Source organism: Methylopila sp. Yamaguchi (genome assembly GCF_002897035.1).
GTDB lineage: Bacteria > Pseudomonadota > Alphaproteobacteria > Rhizobiales > Methylopilaceae > Methylopila.
This window is the reverse complement of sequence record NZ_BAUX01000011.1, coordinates 1-14,159: the sequence shown is the minus strand read 5'-3', so window position 1 is coordinate 14,159 and position 14,159 is coordinate 1. Positions and strand designations below refer to the sequence as shown.

16 protein-coding genes are annotated in these 14,159 nt (G+C 69.7%); 5 read left to right on the top strand and 11 right to left on the bottom strand.

The window, feature by feature from the left end; all coding sequences use genetic code 11:
* Nucleotides 1-83: 83 nt before the first annotated feature.
* The 7 genes from METY_RS21240 to METY_RS13530 all read right to left on the bottom strand — a co-directional run bounded on the left by METY_RS21240 (nucleotide 84) and on the right by METY_RS13530 (nucleotide 7,660).
* Nucleotides 84-1,970 carry an OmpA family protein gene (locus tag METY_RS21240; RefSeq protein WP_200819683.1) on the bottom strand — a complete coding sequence of 629 codons (1,887 nt, stop codon included), beginning with the start codon at nucleotides 1,968-1,970 and terminating at the stop codon, nucleotides 84-86.
* A 234-nt stretch (nucleotides 1,971-2,204) separates the two neighbouring features.
* The gene (locus tag METY_RS13555; protein WP_103122040.1) at nucleotides 2,205-2,978 is read right to left on the bottom strand and encodes a 2-keto-4-pentenoate hydratase; all 774 of its coding nucleotides are present in this window, start codon (nucleotides 2,976-2,978) and stop codon (nucleotides 2,205-2,207) included.
* Nucleotides 2,979-3,060: 82 nt separating this feature from the next.
* Entirely contained in the window at nucleotides 3,061-3,942 is an 882-nt protein-coding gene (locus METY_RS13550) for a LysR family transcriptional regulator (RefSeq protein ID WP_103121933.1), read from the bottom strand.
* A gap of 105 nt (nucleotides 3,943-4,047) precedes the next feature.
* Nucleotides 4,048-5,478, bottom strand: a complete 1,431-nt coding sequence (locus tag METY_RS13545; protein WP_103121932.1) for a phospholipase D-like domain-containing protein — start codon at nucleotides 5,476-5,478, stop codon at nucleotides 4,048-4,050.
* Nucleotides 5,479-5,550: 72 nt separating this feature from the next.
* Nucleotides 5,551-6,525 (bottom strand): NUDIX hydrolase, encoded by a 975-nt coding sequence (locus tag METY_RS13540; protein WP_103121931.1) that lies wholly within the window; start codon nucleotides 6,523-6,525, stop codon nucleotides 5,551-5,553.
* Nucleotides 6,522-7,031 carry a tyrosine phosphatase family protein gene (locus tag METY_RS13535; RefSeq protein ID WP_103121930.1) on the bottom strand — a complete coding sequence of 170 codons (510 nt, stop codon included), beginning with the start codon at nucleotides 7,029-7,031 and terminating at the stop codon, nucleotides 6,522-6,524. The genes METY_RS13540 and METY_RS13535 overlap by 4 nt, the downstream gene beginning before the upstream one ends.
* A 14-nt stretch (nucleotides 7,032-7,045) precedes the next feature.
* A complete protein-coding gene (locus METY_RS13530; RefSeq protein WP_244593646.1) occupies nucleotides 7,046-7,660 on the bottom strand; it encodes an HD domain-containing protein in 615 nt (204 codons plus the stop codon).
* Nucleotides 7,661-7,824: 164 nt separating this feature from the next.
* On the opposite strand from METY_RS13530, the gene METY_RS13525 reads away from it, so the two are divergent.
* The 3 genes from METY_RS13525 to METY_RS13515 all read left to right on the top strand — a co-directional run bounded on the left by METY_RS13525 (nucleotide 7,825) and on the right by METY_RS13515 (nucleotide 9,735).
* A complete protein-coding gene (locus METY_RS13525; RefSeq protein WP_103121928.1) occupies nucleotides 7,825-9,153 on the top strand; it encodes a dicarboxylate/amino acid:cation symporter in 1,329 nt (442 codons plus the stop codon).
* 61 nt (nucleotides 9,154-9,214) lie between these two features.
* Nucleotides 9,215-9,472, top strand: a complete 258-nt coding sequence (locus tag METY_RS13520; RefSeq protein ID WP_103121927.1) for a type II toxin-antitoxin system Phd/YefM family antitoxin — start codon at nucleotides 9,215-9,217, stop codon at nucleotides 9,470-9,472.
* A complete protein-coding gene (locus METY_RS13515; protein ID WP_103121926.1) occupies nucleotides 9,469-9,735 on the top strand; it encodes a Txe/YoeB family addiction module toxin in 267 nt (88 codons plus the stop codon). Before METY_RS13520 ends, METY_RS13515 begins: the two co-directional genes overlap by 4 nt.
* Nucleotides 9,736-9,777: 42 nt before the next feature.
* On the opposite strand, the gene METY_RS13510 is transcribed toward METY_RS13515, so the two are convergent.
* Nucleotides 9,778-10,368 (bottom strand): DNA-3-methyladenine glycosylase I, encoded by a 591-nt coding sequence (locus METY_RS13510; RefSeq protein WP_103121925.1) that lies wholly within the window; start codon nucleotides 10,366-10,368, stop codon nucleotides 9,778-9,780.
* Nucleotides 10,365-11,228 (bottom strand): CAF17-like 4Fe-4S cluster assembly/insertion protein YgfZ, encoded by an 864-nt coding sequence (gene ygfZ, locus METY_RS13505; RefSeq protein WP_103121924.1) that lies wholly within the window; start codon nucleotides 11,226-11,228, stop codon nucleotides 10,365-10,367. The genes METY_RS13510 and ygfZ overlap by 4 nt, the downstream gene beginning before the upstream one ends.
* A gap of 90 nt (nucleotides 11,229-11,318) precedes the next feature.
* On the opposite strand from ygfZ, the gene METY_RS13500 reads away from it, so the two are divergent.
* Both METY_RS13500 and METY_RS13495 read left to right on the top strand, forming a co-directional pair.
* The gene (locus METY_RS13500) at nucleotides 11,319-12,650 is read left to right on the top strand and encodes a dihydroorotase (protein WP_103121923.1); all 1,332 of its coding nucleotides are present in this window, start codon (nucleotides 11,319-11,321) and stop codon (nucleotides 12,648-12,650) included.
* Between the two features lie 135 nt (nucleotides 12,651-12,785).
* Entirely contained in the window at nucleotides 12,786-13,421 is a 636-nt protein-coding gene (locus tag METY_RS13495; protein WP_103121922.1) for a LysE family translocator, read from the top strand.
* A 26-nt stretch (nucleotides 13,422-13,447) separates the two neighbouring features.
* On the opposite strand, the gene METY_RS13490 is transcribed toward METY_RS13495, so the two are convergent.
* Both METY_RS13490 and METY_RS13485 read right to left on the bottom strand, forming a co-directional pair.
* On the bottom strand, nucleotides 13,448-13,705 hold the full coding sequence (locus METY_RS13490) for a hypothetical protein (protein WP_020186082.1): 258 nt from the start codon (nucleotides 13,703-13,705) through the stop codon (nucleotides 13,448-13,450).
* Between the two features lie 112 nt (nucleotides 13,706-13,817).
* The coding region (locus METY_RS13485; RefSeq protein ID WP_103121921.1) for a TIGR02301 family protein at nucleotides 13,818-14,159 on the bottom strand (342 nt) is incomplete at its 5' end.

Sequence of the window (14,159 nt, the reverse complement as noted above, 5' to 3'; positions counted from 1 at the left end):
CCTCTTCGCCGCAATTCCTCCAGAGGCAAAAAGAAACGCGCGGGCCCGAGGGCCCGCGCGTTCGTCGTTGCGCGAAGCGCGCGTCAGTTCGCTTGGCTGGTCTGCAGCAGCGGCGTGATGTTGCGGACCGTCACGCGGCGGTTGCGCTCCTCAGGTCCGTCCGTCTTCACCTTCAAGTACTGCTCGCCGTAGCCCTGCGTGGTCAGGTTCTCGGCCGGGACGTCGAAGTACTTCGAGAGCACCTCCGCGACTGCCTCGGCGCGACGGTCCGACAGCGACAGGTTGTCGTCGTCCGAGCCGACCGCGTCGGTGTGGCCTTCGATCAGGAAGATCGTTTTCGGATCCTTCTTGACCGCGTCCTCCATGGCGAGGCCCACGTTCTCGAGCTTCGTGATCTGGTCGTCGCGAACCTCCCACGAGCCCGTGTCGAAGGTGATCGAGTCGAGGTCGACCGACCGCACCCGTTCGCGCAGCGGCGGGTTGGTGCGGATCTCGTCCAGCGTGTAGCGACGCTCGACCCGCTCCACCGGCGGCGCCGCGAAGGCGGTCTCGATATCGTCGTACGAGGCGGTGTCGGCGTCGACGATGTACTCCTCGCGCGGGATCGAGATCCGGGGCGGCGGCAGGCCGAGGTCAATGAACGCGCCGATCGCGCCGCCGCCGCGCGGGCGGTTGTCGATCAGGACGTACTCCTCGCCGCGGTAACGGCGCGTGCGGCGGAGCAGGCGGCCGTCGTCGTCCACATAGGTGTAGACCTCAGAGCCGTCCGGACGCACCGAGATGCGTACCCGTTCGTCGCCCCGGCGCTCCTCGCGCCAATCGCGGGCGCCGATGCGGAAGCGCGCGCCTTCGTCACGACGGATGATCGTCCGGCCGCCCTCACGGATGATCGTGCGGTCGCCTTCGGTGATCACCACCCGATCGCCGTCACGACGCTCCTTGCGCTGATCTCGCAGGCGCTCGATGCGGTCGTTCTGCCGATCCCTGTCGCGGCTCGCGTCGCGACGCTCGTCGCGGATGCGCTCCTGGAGACGCTCGATGCGCTGCTTCTGGTCAGCGGTGCGGCCGTTTTCCCGGCGATCGTCGCGCCGATCGCGGGCTGCGTCCTGGCGATCATCCCGACGGTCGTCCCGGCGGTCCTCGGCGGCGTCCTTGCGGTCGTCCTGGCGCTTCTCACGAAGCTCCTTCAGACGGTCGTCACGCCGATCTTCCGCCGCGTCCTTCCTGTCCTGAGCGGCGTCCCTGCGATCGTCGACCGCGTCCTTCCGATCGTCCTGACGCTTTTCGCGAAGCTCCTTCAGCCGCTCATCGCGCCGGTCCTGAGCCGGGTCGCTCTTGTCCGAGGCGGCGTTCTTGCGGTCCTGCTCACGCTGGTCCTGAACAGTCTCGCGCTTCTCCCGCGCGTCCTTCCGCTTATCGTCCTGCAGAGCATCCTGGCGCTGCTCGCGGATAGGCTTCTGGCGATCCTCTCGGGCGTCCTCACGCTTCTCAGGGGCCGCTTCGCGCTTCTCCTGCGCGCGCTGCTCGCGGCGCTCCTGCTGCTCTTGCGCGCGCTGCTGGCGACGCTCGTCGGCGTCGTTGTTTTGCGGGCGCTCGGCCCGCTCCGGCCGCTCGGGACGCTCGGCGCGCTCGGGCCTCTCCGCCCGCTCGGGCCTCTCCGCCCGCTCGGGGCGCTCGGGACGTTCAGCGCGGTCGGGCCTCTCGGCGCGCTCCGGACGATCGGGCCGTTCAGCACGCTCCGGCCTTTCGGCGCGCTCAGGTCGCTCCGCCCGCTCTGGCCGTTCGGCGCGGTCCGGTCGTTCCGCCCGCTCGGGACGGTCTCCGCCGCGACCACGGTCCTCGTCGCTCTGCGCGACGACGATCGGACGGTCGCCGGAGAGGGCCGGGCCGGACGCGGCGATGCTTGGCGCGGAAGCGGCAAGCAACGGCAGCGCGACGCCGGCGAGAAGAAGATATCGTGTCGTCTTCATAACCAACCTTGTTTCGTTTCCGGCGTCCGCCTCTTTCGTGCGGCGATCGCCAATAAGCCCCAAGCGTCACTTGGAGCAATGACCTCCGATTACGACCACTGGGTGACGTATTCGGATGCGAAAATAGCCTTAGGGCGAGCCTTCAGCCCAGCTGGTGCTTCTGGGTAGGCCTTTCGACATGAACGGCGCGTGAATAGGCAGGTTTTAACGCTGCGACCGGTCAATCGTTCCCGGTCAGTCGACGCCGATCGTCAAAGTCGCGGAGCCCAAGCCCTCGAACGCGACGGTCACCGTTTCGCCCGCGGCCGCTTGGCGGAACGGCGTCGCCGAGCCGGTCGTGACGACGTCCGCGGCTTTGAGGTGGTTGGGTCCTTCACGCAGACGGTTCGCGAGCGCCACCAGCAGCCGCGTCGGATCGCCCCCCGTGTTGCCGCCCTCATGCTCGAAGACCGTCTCGCCGTCGATCTCCAGCCGCACCGGCGCGCGATCGAGCGGACCGGGCGGCGGCTCTGTCGAGGCCGGTCCGAGAATGAGCAACCCATGGCTCTGGCGGTCGGCCATGCGCCACAGCGCCGGCTGCTCGCTCCAGCGCTCGAAGGCGGTGTCGAGCACTTCGATCGCCGGGTGCCAGGTCGCGACGGCGGCGAGGACCTCCTCGCGCGAGTACGGCGTCTCGCGCGCCGGCAGGTCGCGGCCGAGCCGCACGGCGATTTCGGCTTCGACGGCCCAGAGCTTGAGAGTGGAGGCGGGAAGCGCGGCGGGGCTGTCGTGGAGGGTGGACGCCGTGAGCGCGCCCTGGCCGGGCTCGGCCTCGGGCGTCGGCGCGCCGACCTTCCAGCCGACGATCGGGCCGATCGCGGCGACGCCGGCGTAGTGCATGGCCATCGCCTCCGCCTCGTCCGCCGGGGCCAGGTCTGCGGGGAGGCCCGCAAGCTGGACGCCGCTGCGGCGCGCCTCTTCCAGCAGGCGGGCGGCTGCGGCGATCTTGGCGGGCGCGGCGTCGGGCATGTGGCGATCCTTGAGCTGGAAACGAGCGGGCATTGGGTCCGATGTGCGCCATCCCGCCGGGGTCTCGGGAGGCGACCGCGCCTCAGGCCGGGCGGCCCTCGAACGCGGGCCTGAGGCGCGTCAGTTCGTGGCCGACATGGTCCATGAAGGCGCGCACGCGCGCGCTTGATCGCAGATCGGGGTGCGTCAGGAGCCAGAGTTCGGCGGGGGCCTTGCGCGGCGGATCGAACACGCGGATGAGCCCCGGCCTCATGTCGCCGATGAAGCAGGGCAGGGGACCCACCCCAAGGCCGGCTTCGATCGCCTCCGCCATGCCGAGCACCGTCGAGATGCGGTAGACCGTGCGATGCTCGCCGATGGTCTCGCGCAGCCAGCGCTGCAGCAGGGAGAGCATGTCCCCGGGGCCGATCCAGTCCTCGTCCTGCAGCTCGGCGATGTCCGCCGCCGGCGCGTGCGGGGCCTTTGCGTAGATCGCCCAGCCGAGCTCCGCGATCCGGCGGCCGACGAGCGTCTCGGGCGGGCTGGCGGTGGCGCGGATCGCAACGTCGGCGTCGCGCTTTGACAGGTTGAGCGCGTCGTTGCCGATGACGACGTCGAGGAGGATGTCCGGATAGGCCTGCCGGAAGCCGGCGAAGATCGAGGTCAGCGGGTGGATCAGCAGGCTGTCGTTCGTGGTGACGCGCAATTCACCGGCCGGCGCGAGGTCCTGTCCGGAGATGCGGCGCTCGAAGGCGACGATGTCGTCGGCCATGCGGTCCGCGACGCCCAGCATCTCCTCGCCCGCGGGCGTGAGGCCGTAGCCGGCGCGCCCGCGCTCGAACAAGCGCGCGCCGAGCTGCTCCTCGAGCGCGCCGAGCCGCCGAAACACCGTGGAAGCGTTGACGTTGAGAAGCGTCGCGGCGCCGGCGAGCGAGCGCCGTTCGGCCACGGCCTTGACCAGCCGAAAGTCGTCCCAGGCGAGCATGGATGGGCCTCCGTCGGCGACAGGCGGCGAGGAAAGACGATCGCCGGACTAGACTATTCGGACCGCCCTGTCATGGGCGGCCCCGGATTCTGGGCGCCGCCGGGTTCAGCGCAAGCGGAGCTTCCGGCGCGTCCGCCGCCAGAAGCTGGGCGGTCGCTCGGGATCGACCAGGTCGTTCTCGGACAGGACGTCTTCGATCTCCCCGACCTCCCGCGCCTCCAGCGGGGCGAGGCGGCGGCCCGCGGCGGCGAAGGCCTCGATCGCGGCGATCAGCGAGCCGGCCTCGTCGATCTTGCGGGCGACGTCCTCGGCCGCCACGCCGAGATGCTCCGCCAGCAGATCGTCGCGCACCCAGCGGATGCGCGCCCTGAGCGCTTCGTCGCCGGGACGCGCCTCCACGGCGAGGTCGCTCTCGGTGTCGAAGCCCATGGAACGGTTGTTCAGGTTGGACGAGCCGACCTTCAACAGTCGGTCGTCCACGATCATCACCTTGGCGTGGACATAGATCGCAGCGCCGGCTGCGGTTTGCGGGAAATAGATCCGGAACCGCCCATGGCGGTCCTCGCGGCGGACGAAGCCGATCAGCTTGGAGCGCGCCGACCCCATGGTCGTCTCCTCCAGCCAGCCGTCCTGGGCGTCCGGATTGATGATGACGATCTCTGGCCCCTCCGACTCCTGAAGCCGCGCGACGATCGCCTCCGCGATCTTGCGCGAGGCGAAGTACTGGCTCTCGATGTAGAGCGTGTTCCGGGCGCTCGCGATGGCGGCGAGGTAAAGCCGCTCGATCTCGCAGACCTGTTCGATCGTGTCGTAGGCGCCGACGGTGCGAGCGATCCCGACGTCGACCTCCGTCATCGTCGGTTCGAGGAAGTCCGGCCACAGATCCTGCGCCACCGACGGGGGAGGAAGCTCTTCGCCCGTCGCGCGCCGCCACCGTTCGCGGGCGAGCTCGCCGAGCGCCGCGGCGAGTTCGCCGTCGGCGCAGATGGTCGCGTCGTGCCAGGGCTGCAGCGGTTTGCCCCGCGGCGAGCGACGCGCCGGGTCGTCGTCCTTGTGGGCGCGGGTGTCCCAGCGTCCGAGCGTCATGTCGATGCCGCCGCAGAACGCCAGAGCGTCGTCTACCACGACGATCTTCTGGTGATGCGCCGCAAGCGGCGGGTGAGCGCCGTCGAGCTTCATCCGGATGTTTTTCTTCCACATCCACTGCAGCATGTAGAAGGGCGTCTCGCCGCGGCCGAGCGTCTCGATCATGCCGAGGTTCCACTTCAGCAGATGGATGCTCACCTCCGGCCGCCGGTCGGCGATCCAGCTGAGGAACGGCCCCAGCGCGTTCGGGCCCTCGAGCGTTTCGCCCTCCGGCTCGAGCTCGATCCGGCTGTCGAAATCCCAGCCGATCAGCAGCACCGAGCGCTGCGCCTTCAGAATGGCGGCGCGCGCGGCGCGGTAATACTCGGCGGCGTCGACGATCACCGACAGGCGGTTCGCATGGGCGATACGCCAGCAGGTGTCGCCAGGAATGAGGAGGTCGGCGGCCATCGATGTCCGGGAGGGAAGGCGGGCAGGGGGTTATAGGGCAGGGTCGCCCCGCGTCTCGTCCTTTCGGTCGGTTCAGCCCCGGCCCAACCGCAGCCCCGGCGCGGGACGCTCCTCCAGCGCTTCCCGGCGGAAGCGGTAGAGCTGGGCGGGCCGTCCTCCGGTCGCGGTCTCCGCCGCTCCGGTCGGCTCCACGAGCGCTGCGGCTTCGACCAGACGGCGGAAGTTCTGCTTGTGAAGATGGCGCCCGGCGACAGCCTCCACGGTGCGTTGGAGCGCGGTCAGCGTGAACTGCCGCGGCATCAGTTCGAACACCAGCGGCCGATACTTCAGCTTGGCCCGGATGCGCCCCATGGCGGTCGCGAGGATGCGGCGGTGGTCGTCGCGCATGGCGACGCCGAGCTGCGGCAGGGCCGCGCGACCGAGCGCCGCCGGCCGGCCGTCGCGCGCCGCCTCTTCGACGAGGCCGGCCTCGTAGAGGAGCTCGTAGCGGTCGAGCACCTTCTCCTCGTCCCAGGGGGCTCCGTCGAAGCCGAAACATTGCCGGGCGCGGACGAGACGGGGCAACGCGCGGCCGGTTTCCGCCTCTGGCGCCTCCGCCGTCCATTGCGCGAGCGCCGGCAGGATCTGGGCGTCGAGGACCTCGGGGCGGCGCTCCCGCCAGTCCTCCCAGGGGAAGAAGCCGTACCACGGACGGAACGCCGCTCCCGCGGCCGCGAGAGCCGCGCCGTCACGGGGCCGGCGGGTGAGCGCGAGATACCCGATGGAGACCATGTGCGGAGCAAGATCTCCGGGCTCCGCCGCCCTGCCGCGGTCGCCGAAGGTGTAGAGCTGCTCGACGTAGCCGACGTCGAGCGCGGTCTGCTCGGCGATCGAGGTGCGGAGCGCGATCTCGAGCGTGCGGTCGCGCAAAGGGTCGAACGACCCCGACGGCAGGCCGAGCGCCTTGCCGCCGCCCGGCGGCTGCGCCACCAGGATCAGCGGCCTGTCGCCCTCGACGGCGACCACCGCCGCCGACAGCCCGACGCCGACGGTCGCCGCGGACGTCACGGTCTCAACCCCGTTGGCAGCGCGAACACCTCGCCCTCGAACGCGTCCTCGCCCCGGCCGATGGCGGCGATCGCCGCGCGCATCCGTCCACCGCGCCCGAGCGCGTCGTCCGCGAGCGCCACGACGAGAGCGTTCGGCGTCGCGCTCGGGCTCAGACGTCGCAGTTCCTGCGCGATCTCCGCCTCCTCGCGGTTCGGCGCCCGCGCGCAGGCGATGGCGTAGGCCATGGCGGGCGAGCGGCTGACGCCGGCGTAGCAGTGCACGAGCAGCGGGCGGTCGTCTCGGCTCGCGAAGGCCAGCGCCTCGGCGACGTGGGCCGCGGCGGGCGCAACGTGGCCGTCCCGCGCGCCCAGCAGGTCATGGAAGGCGATCGTCAGGTGGTCCCCGGCCGCGACGCCTGCGGGGCGCGGCGTCGGCAGGCCGCCGCTGGTCAGCGTCAGCACGCGCCGGACGCCATAGCGCGCGACGCTGTCTTCGAGCTGCGAGGCGGGGCAGACGACGATCATCCCTTCATCTCTCCTCAGCCGTGGAGCTGTTCGAACCGAGCGAGAAAGCGTCGCGCGGCGAGCTCCGCCGGCCACGGCGTCAGGTCGACGTCCGCCGGAGCGCCCTCGGGGCGGCCGAAGACGCGGCGCGCGTCGGCCAGCGAAAATCCCGCGAGCCGGGTGGCCTCGAGGAACGCCGCTGAGCGATCAGCGCGCTTCAGCAGTTTGGTCGCGCTCTCGCCGCGCTCCGCCGGCAGTCCGAACCGGACGTGAATCGCGCGCATCAGACGATCCTCCACCGCCTTGTACTCGCCGCCGAGCACGGCCTTGAAGGGGCTGATCATGTCGCCGATGACGTATTCCGGCGCGTCGTGCAGCAGCACCGTCAGGCGCAGCCGCGTGTCGCAGCCCGGCGAGAGGCGCGCCGCGATGTCCTCCACCAACACCGAATGCTGAGCGACCGAGAAGATGTGCTCGCCGCTCGTCTGTCCGTTCCAGCGCGCCACGCGGGCGAGCCCGTGGGCGATGTCCGCGATTTCGACGTCCAAGGGCGACGGATCGAGCAGGTCCAGCCGGCGGCCGGACAGCATGCGCTGCCACGCGCGGGGGGCGTCGTCGCGGGCGGCGGGGCGAGGGGAGACGGGCGTCATAGGCGAGGCGAATCTCGAACGTTGCGGCGCTATCTGAGTGTTGAAGGCGTCCGAGCGCGGCGACGCAAGCGGGCGAGCAGGTCTGTCATGCGAGAGCGCGCTCGACCTCGCGGTTCCGTGAACTAGCTCTTCCACCGATCTAGGGCGTCCGGAGGAGTTCGATCATGGTTGCGACCCACCCCGCGGAGCCCGTCGCTCCACGGTCTTCCCGTCCCTGGTATCGGATCCTCTACCTCCAGGTGCTGATCGCGATCGCCTTCGGCATTCTGCTGGGCTATCTCGCGCCCGATCTCGCGAAGCAGATGAAGCCGCTCGGCGACGCCTTCATCAAGCTGATCAAGATGCTGATCGCGCCGATCATCTTCCTGACCGTGGTGCACGGCATCGCCGGCATGGAGGACATGCGCAAGGTTGGCCGCGTGGGCCTGAAGGCGCTGATCTACTTCGAGGCGCTGACGACCGTCGCGCTCGTCATCGGCCTCGTCGTCGTCAACCTGCTGAAGCCGGGCGCCGGCATGAACGTCGACCCTTCCACGCTCGACGCCGGCTCGATCGCAAAGTACCAAAAAGCGGCCGAAGGCCAGTCGATCTCGGACTTCTTCCTTCACATCATACCGGACGCCGTGGTTGGGGCTTTCGCCCAGGGCGAGATCATCCAGGTCCTGTTCTTCGCCGTGCTGTTCGCCGTCGCGCTGCATATGGTCAGCGAGAAGGGCAAGCCCGTGATGGCGCTCGTCGACTCGTCGATGGACGTGTTCTTCAAGATCATCGGCATCGTGATGAAGGTCGCGCCGATCGGCGCTTTTGGCGCCATGGCGTACACGATCGGCTCGCAGGGCCTCGGGGCGCTCGCATCGCTGCTCTACCTGATGCTCGGCTTCTACGTCACATGCCTGATCTTCATCTTCGGCGTGCTGGGGATCGTGGCCTATTTCGCGGGTTTCTCGATCTTCAAGTTCGTCCGCTACATCCGCGAGGAACTGCTGATCGTCCTCGGCACCTCCTCGTCCGAGTCTGTGCTGCCGCGGATGCTGGACAAGATGAGGCGCGCCGGCGCCGATGACTCGGTGGTCGGCCTCGTCATTCCCGCGGGCTACTCCTTCAATCTCGACGGCACCTGCATCTACCTGACGATGGCCGCGATCTTCCTGGCCCAGGCCACCAACACCGAGCAGACGCTCTGGGAGCAGATCGGCATCCTCGCCATCTTGCTGCTGACCTCGAAGGGCGCCGCCGGCGTCACCGGCTCCGGCTTCATCGTGCTGGCGGCGACGCTTCAGTCCGTTGAGCACATCCCGATCGCGGCCATCGCGCTGATCCTCGGCGTCGACCGATTCATGTCCGAGGCCCGCGCGCTGACCAATCTTGTCGGCAACGGCGTCGCCACCATCGTCGTCGCGAAGTGGGAGGGCGCGCTGGACGAACGACGCCTGCACGTCCAGCTCGACAGCGGAGGAACGGACGAGGAGCTCGCCGAACCGGCGCGAGCGTGACCTTGCAGCCGAGCGGCTATGCGTACATATTTCGGTACAGTTTTGAAGCGAGGAGGGCGCGATGCCGTCTCATGTCGGTTTCACCGAGTTTCGACAGAACCTTGCGACCCATCTCGACGATGTGGTCGACAGCCGCGCGCCGCTTCTGGTGACGCGGAAGGGGGGGCGCTCGGTCGTCGTGATCTCCGAGGAGGAGTGGCGCGGGATGGAGGAGACGCTCTACCTCATGAGCAACCCGCGCAACGCAGAGCACCTTTTGAAGGGCATCGCTGAACTTGACGCCGGCAAGGGCGTCGAACGCGACCTGATCGAGCGGTGAAGGTCGTCTGGTTTTCCGACGCCTGGAGCGATTACGTAGCGCTACAGGCTGACGATCCCGATCTCACCAATAAGATCAACGCCCTGATCAAGGACGTGACGCGCTCGCCGTTTCAGGGGATCGGAAAGCCTGAACCGCTGAAGCTTCAGCTCAAAGGCTGGTGGTCGCGACGCATCAGCCGGGAGCATCGGTTCGTCTATCGGGTTGAGGGCTCGGGAGACGAGAGGCGGGTCGAGATCCTCTCTTGCCGCTTTCACTACTGAAAGGCTTGGTTCGAGGCCTAAGAGCGGACCTCGACCCCCAGCTCAGGCCCCGCCCTTTCGCCAGCAGCCCACGAAGTGGTCGTCGATCATGCCCACGGCCTGCATGAAGGCATAGACGATCACCGGACCGCAGAAGGTGAAGCCGCGGCGCTTCAGGTCCTTCGACAGCGCCTCGGACAGCGGGGTCGAGACCGGGACCTCGCCGCGCTCGCGCCACGGGTTCACGATCGGAGCGCCGCCGACGAAGCCCCAGAGATAGTCGGAGAAATCCTCGCCGCGGTCGCGCATGGCGAGATAGGCGCGGGCGGACTTCACCGCGCCCTCGATCTTGGCGCGGGACCGGACGATGCCGGGATCGCCCAAAAGGCGCGCCACGTCGGCCTCGCCGAAGCGCGCGACGACCTCCGGCTCGAACCCTTGGAACGCCGTGCGGAAGGCGTCGCGCTTGCGCAGGATCGTGATCCACGCCAGGCCGGCCTGGAAGCCGTCCAGCACCAGCTTCTCGTAAAGCGCGCGGGAGTCCCGTTCGGGGCGCCCCCAGTCGGTGTCGTGATAGGCCACGTAGAGCGGGTCGGTCCCGCACCAGGCGCAGCGGCATTTTCCGTCGGCGTGACGGGGGGCGGCTTCGCTCACGCAGCCGTCTCGCCGGGGAAGGCGAACCGCGCCCAGGCCGGCTTCTCGACCGTCAGCATTGCGGCGCCCGCCATCAGCGGCACGCCGGCGGCGAGGGCGTCCTCCGCGCGGTCGAGCCGCAGCAGCGCGAGGCCTCGGCCTTCGATCGCCGAGCCCATGCGTCCGATGACCCGCTCCCCGGCGGTCACCGCCGCGCCGATCTCCGGCGGAAGCCCGTCGATCCTGACCGGCGCCACCCGCGTGCGGGCGGTGCCCCGGTGCTCCATGCGGCTCACGATTTCCTGGCCGACATAGCAGCCCTTCTTGAAGTCGATGCCGTTGAGCTGCTCCATACAGGCCTCGTGCGGAAAGGCGTCGCCGTAGACGAAGTCGAGCCCGCCCTGCGGCACCCCAAGAGTGATGCGGTGTGCGCGCCAGCCCTCCGGGCCGACGTCGATCACGCCTTCGGGAAGCCTTCCGTCCGCCGGCAGGTAGGCGCGCGCGCCGAGGGCCGCGAGCCGCGGGTCGGAGACGAGCGAAGGCAGGCCGTTCGGCAGGAGCCCGTCGCCCCACAGGACCGCGACGCGGGTTTCGGCGCTCGTGTCGCGGAAGTCGACCTTCGAGCGCAGCTTGTAGAGGCCGAGCTTGCGAATGAGATCGGGCACCAGAAACTTCGGCGCGTCGAGCCGGACGCCCTCCGGGATCGCCGAGGCGAGCAGGTCGACGGCGATCTTGCCTTGGGGCGTGAGCAGCGCGGCGTAGGCGGCGCGGCCGGGAGCCAGCCCTCCGACGTCGTTCGAGAGCAGATTGTCGAGGAAGCGGCCAGCCTCAGGGCCGGTTACCTCGATCGTTCCCCGCATGTCCAGGATCGCGCCGCGCATGGTCTCGGTTCCTGTTGCCTTCGATGCCGCGCGAAGGTAGGCCCCCGGGAGCCCCGCCTTCAAGCCGAACCTTTTTCCGGAGGACGCCCGATGTCCGAGACCTTCGACCTCCTGCTCAAAGGCGGGACCGTGGTCAACCAGGACGGCGAGCGCCGCGCCGATCTCGGCGTACGCGCTGGCCGCGTGGCCGCGATCGGCGATCTCGGGGCGGCCTCCGCCGGCGAGGTGGTTGACTGCGCGGGGCTTCACCTGCTGCCGGGCGTGATCGACACGCAGGTGCATTTCCGCGAGCCGGGGGCGACTCACAAAGAGGACCTCGAGACGGGCTCGCGCGCAGCCGTGCTCGGTGGCGTGACGGCGGTGTTCGAGATGCCGAACACCAACCCGCTCACCGTCACCCCCGAGGCGCTGGCCGACAAGCTCGCCCGCGCGAAGGGCCGCATGCACTGCGACCACGCCTTCTTCGTCGGCGGCACCCACGACAATGCGAGGGACGTCGCCGAGCTGGAGCGCCTGCCCGGCGCCGCCGGCATCAAGATCTTCATGGGCTCGTCCACCGGCTCGCTGCTGGTGTCGGACGACGTGGGCGTGGGCGAGATCCTGAAGCGCACCCGCCGTCGGGTCTCGGTCCATTCCGAGGACGAGCCGCGCCTCTCGGAGCGCAAGGGCGAGCGGGTCGCCGGCGATCCGTCCAGCCACCCCGTGTGGCGCGACGCGGAAGCGGCGCTGAAGTGCACCAGGCGGCTGACGACCATCGCCCGCGAGCACGGCGCGAAGGTCCACGTGCTGCACATCTCCACGGCCGAGGAGATGCGCTATCTCGCCGACTTCAAGGACGTGGCGACGGTCGAGACCACCCCGCACCATCTCACCCTGGGCTCCGACGCCTATGCGCGGCTCGGCACCCGCGCGCAGATGAACCCGCCGGTGCGCGACGACGCCCACCGCGCCGGGATCTGGTGGGGCCTGCACCAGGGCGTCGTCGATGTGCTGGGCTCCGACCATGCGCCCCACACGCTGGAGGAGAAGGCCAAGACCTATCCCGACAGCCCTTCCGGCATGACCGGCGTGCAGACGCTGGTGCCGATCATGCTCGATCACGTCGCCGCCGGCCGCCTCAGCCTGGCGCGGTTCGTGGACCTCACCAGCGCGGGGCCCGCGCGCATCTTCGGCATCGCGACCAAGGGCCGTCTCGCCGTGGGCTACGACGCGGACGTCACCGTGGTCGACCTCAAGCGGCGGGAGACGATCACGAACGGCTGGATCGGCTCACGGAGCCAGTGGACCCCTTACGACGGGGTGTCGGTGCAGGGCTGGCCGGTGGGAACCATTCTTCGCGGACGCCGGGTGATGTGGGAGAGCGAGATCCTCGCGCCGGGAACGGGCGAGCCCGTGCGCTTCATCGATACGCTCCGGAGCTGACCGGCTGGGCGATCATGGGCGCTTGCGGGAGACGGCCCGAGCCCCATGTTGCCCTGCGAAGCGACTGCGGGCTAAGACCGCAGTCGTCCGTGCACAACCCGCGCTTTGGCGCGAGTCTCCGGGGAGACGCCCTGCGTGATCGACGACGTTTCGCTGATCGCGACGGGCGTGGCCATCGGCGTCGGCGTCAATGCGCCGGTCGGGCCGGTGAACGTGATGTGCATCCACCGGGCCATCCGCAACGGCCCCGCCTCGGCTCTGGCGGCGGGAGCTGGGGCGTTCGCGGCGGACGTGCTGTTCGCGGGGCTCGCGGCCTTCGGCGTGACGGCGATCTCGAGCTTCATCGAAGGCCATCTCAGCGTCATCAAGGTGGTGGGGGGCGCCATCCTGATCGCCTTCGGCGTCAAGCTGCTCTACGCGCCCTCGAAGGGCGCCGCGCCCGCCAACGACACGCGCATGTCGCTGTTCCGCGCGGCGCTCGCGTCCTTCGTCCTGACGGTGACGAATCCGGCCGTGCTCTTGGGTTTTTTCGCGATCTTCGGCGGCCTCGCCGGGATCGGCGAGCAGGTCGGCGATTTCGGCGCCGCGGCGCTCCTGACGATCGGCGTCGCGATCGGCAGCGCGGCGTGGTGGCTGATGCTGTCGATGGGGGCGAGCCGGCTGCGGGAGCGGATCGCGGAGAAGTGGCTCGGCCGCCTGAACGCGGTGTCCGGCGGCGGGCTCGCGCTGTTCGGATTCGCGGTGCTGATCAGCGTCGCGCTGGGTTACTGAAGGGCGACGCCGGGTTAACCCGCAGGTTAATGCGCGAGGCTCGGAAGCGTGTAGTCGCCCTTCCGCAGCCGGTCCGGCAGCCGCTCCACGAAACGCGCGGTCGCTTCCTCGCCGAAGGACAGCACAAGCTCCTTCAGCGCGGCGAACAGCGCGGCGTGCGCGACGCAGTCGGGGGCGATCCCGTCGAGCAGGGCCTCCTCCCACGCCTCGTCGAGATACGCGAGCGCGGCGCGGCGATCGTCGACGGCGCCTTCGTCCGTCGCGGCCGAATCGTCATGAGCCATGGCGTCCCTTCCCTGTCCGTCCGCGACTCTAACGGAAGGGCGGGCGGGACGCAGCGATTCTCGAAAAAAGGGTTAACGCCGGCGGGAAAACTTAAACGACTTCTCCCCCGCGTCAGGGCCCGTAGCGGGCGTTGACCTCGGTCGCGATCGCCGAGACTTCCTGAAGAAACCGCGCGGTCGCAACCTCGGCCGCGGGCGTGCAGGCGTGGTAGCTCCGCGCCCAGGCACGGTAGCTGGCGTTGAAGGCCCCGGCGAGGGCGTCGCGCCGCTCCGGCGCCGGCGCCTCCGCCGCGATCAGCGCCGACATGCGGTCGCGCCAGACGTCGGCGTCTTTCGCCTTGCAGACGGCGCGCAGATGATGGAGCGCGCCGAGCGTCTCGGCGAGGCGGATCAGCTTGGGCTCGTAGGGCGCGGCGGCGGGCGGCGGCTGGGGCGCGGGCTGCTGCTGCGGCGG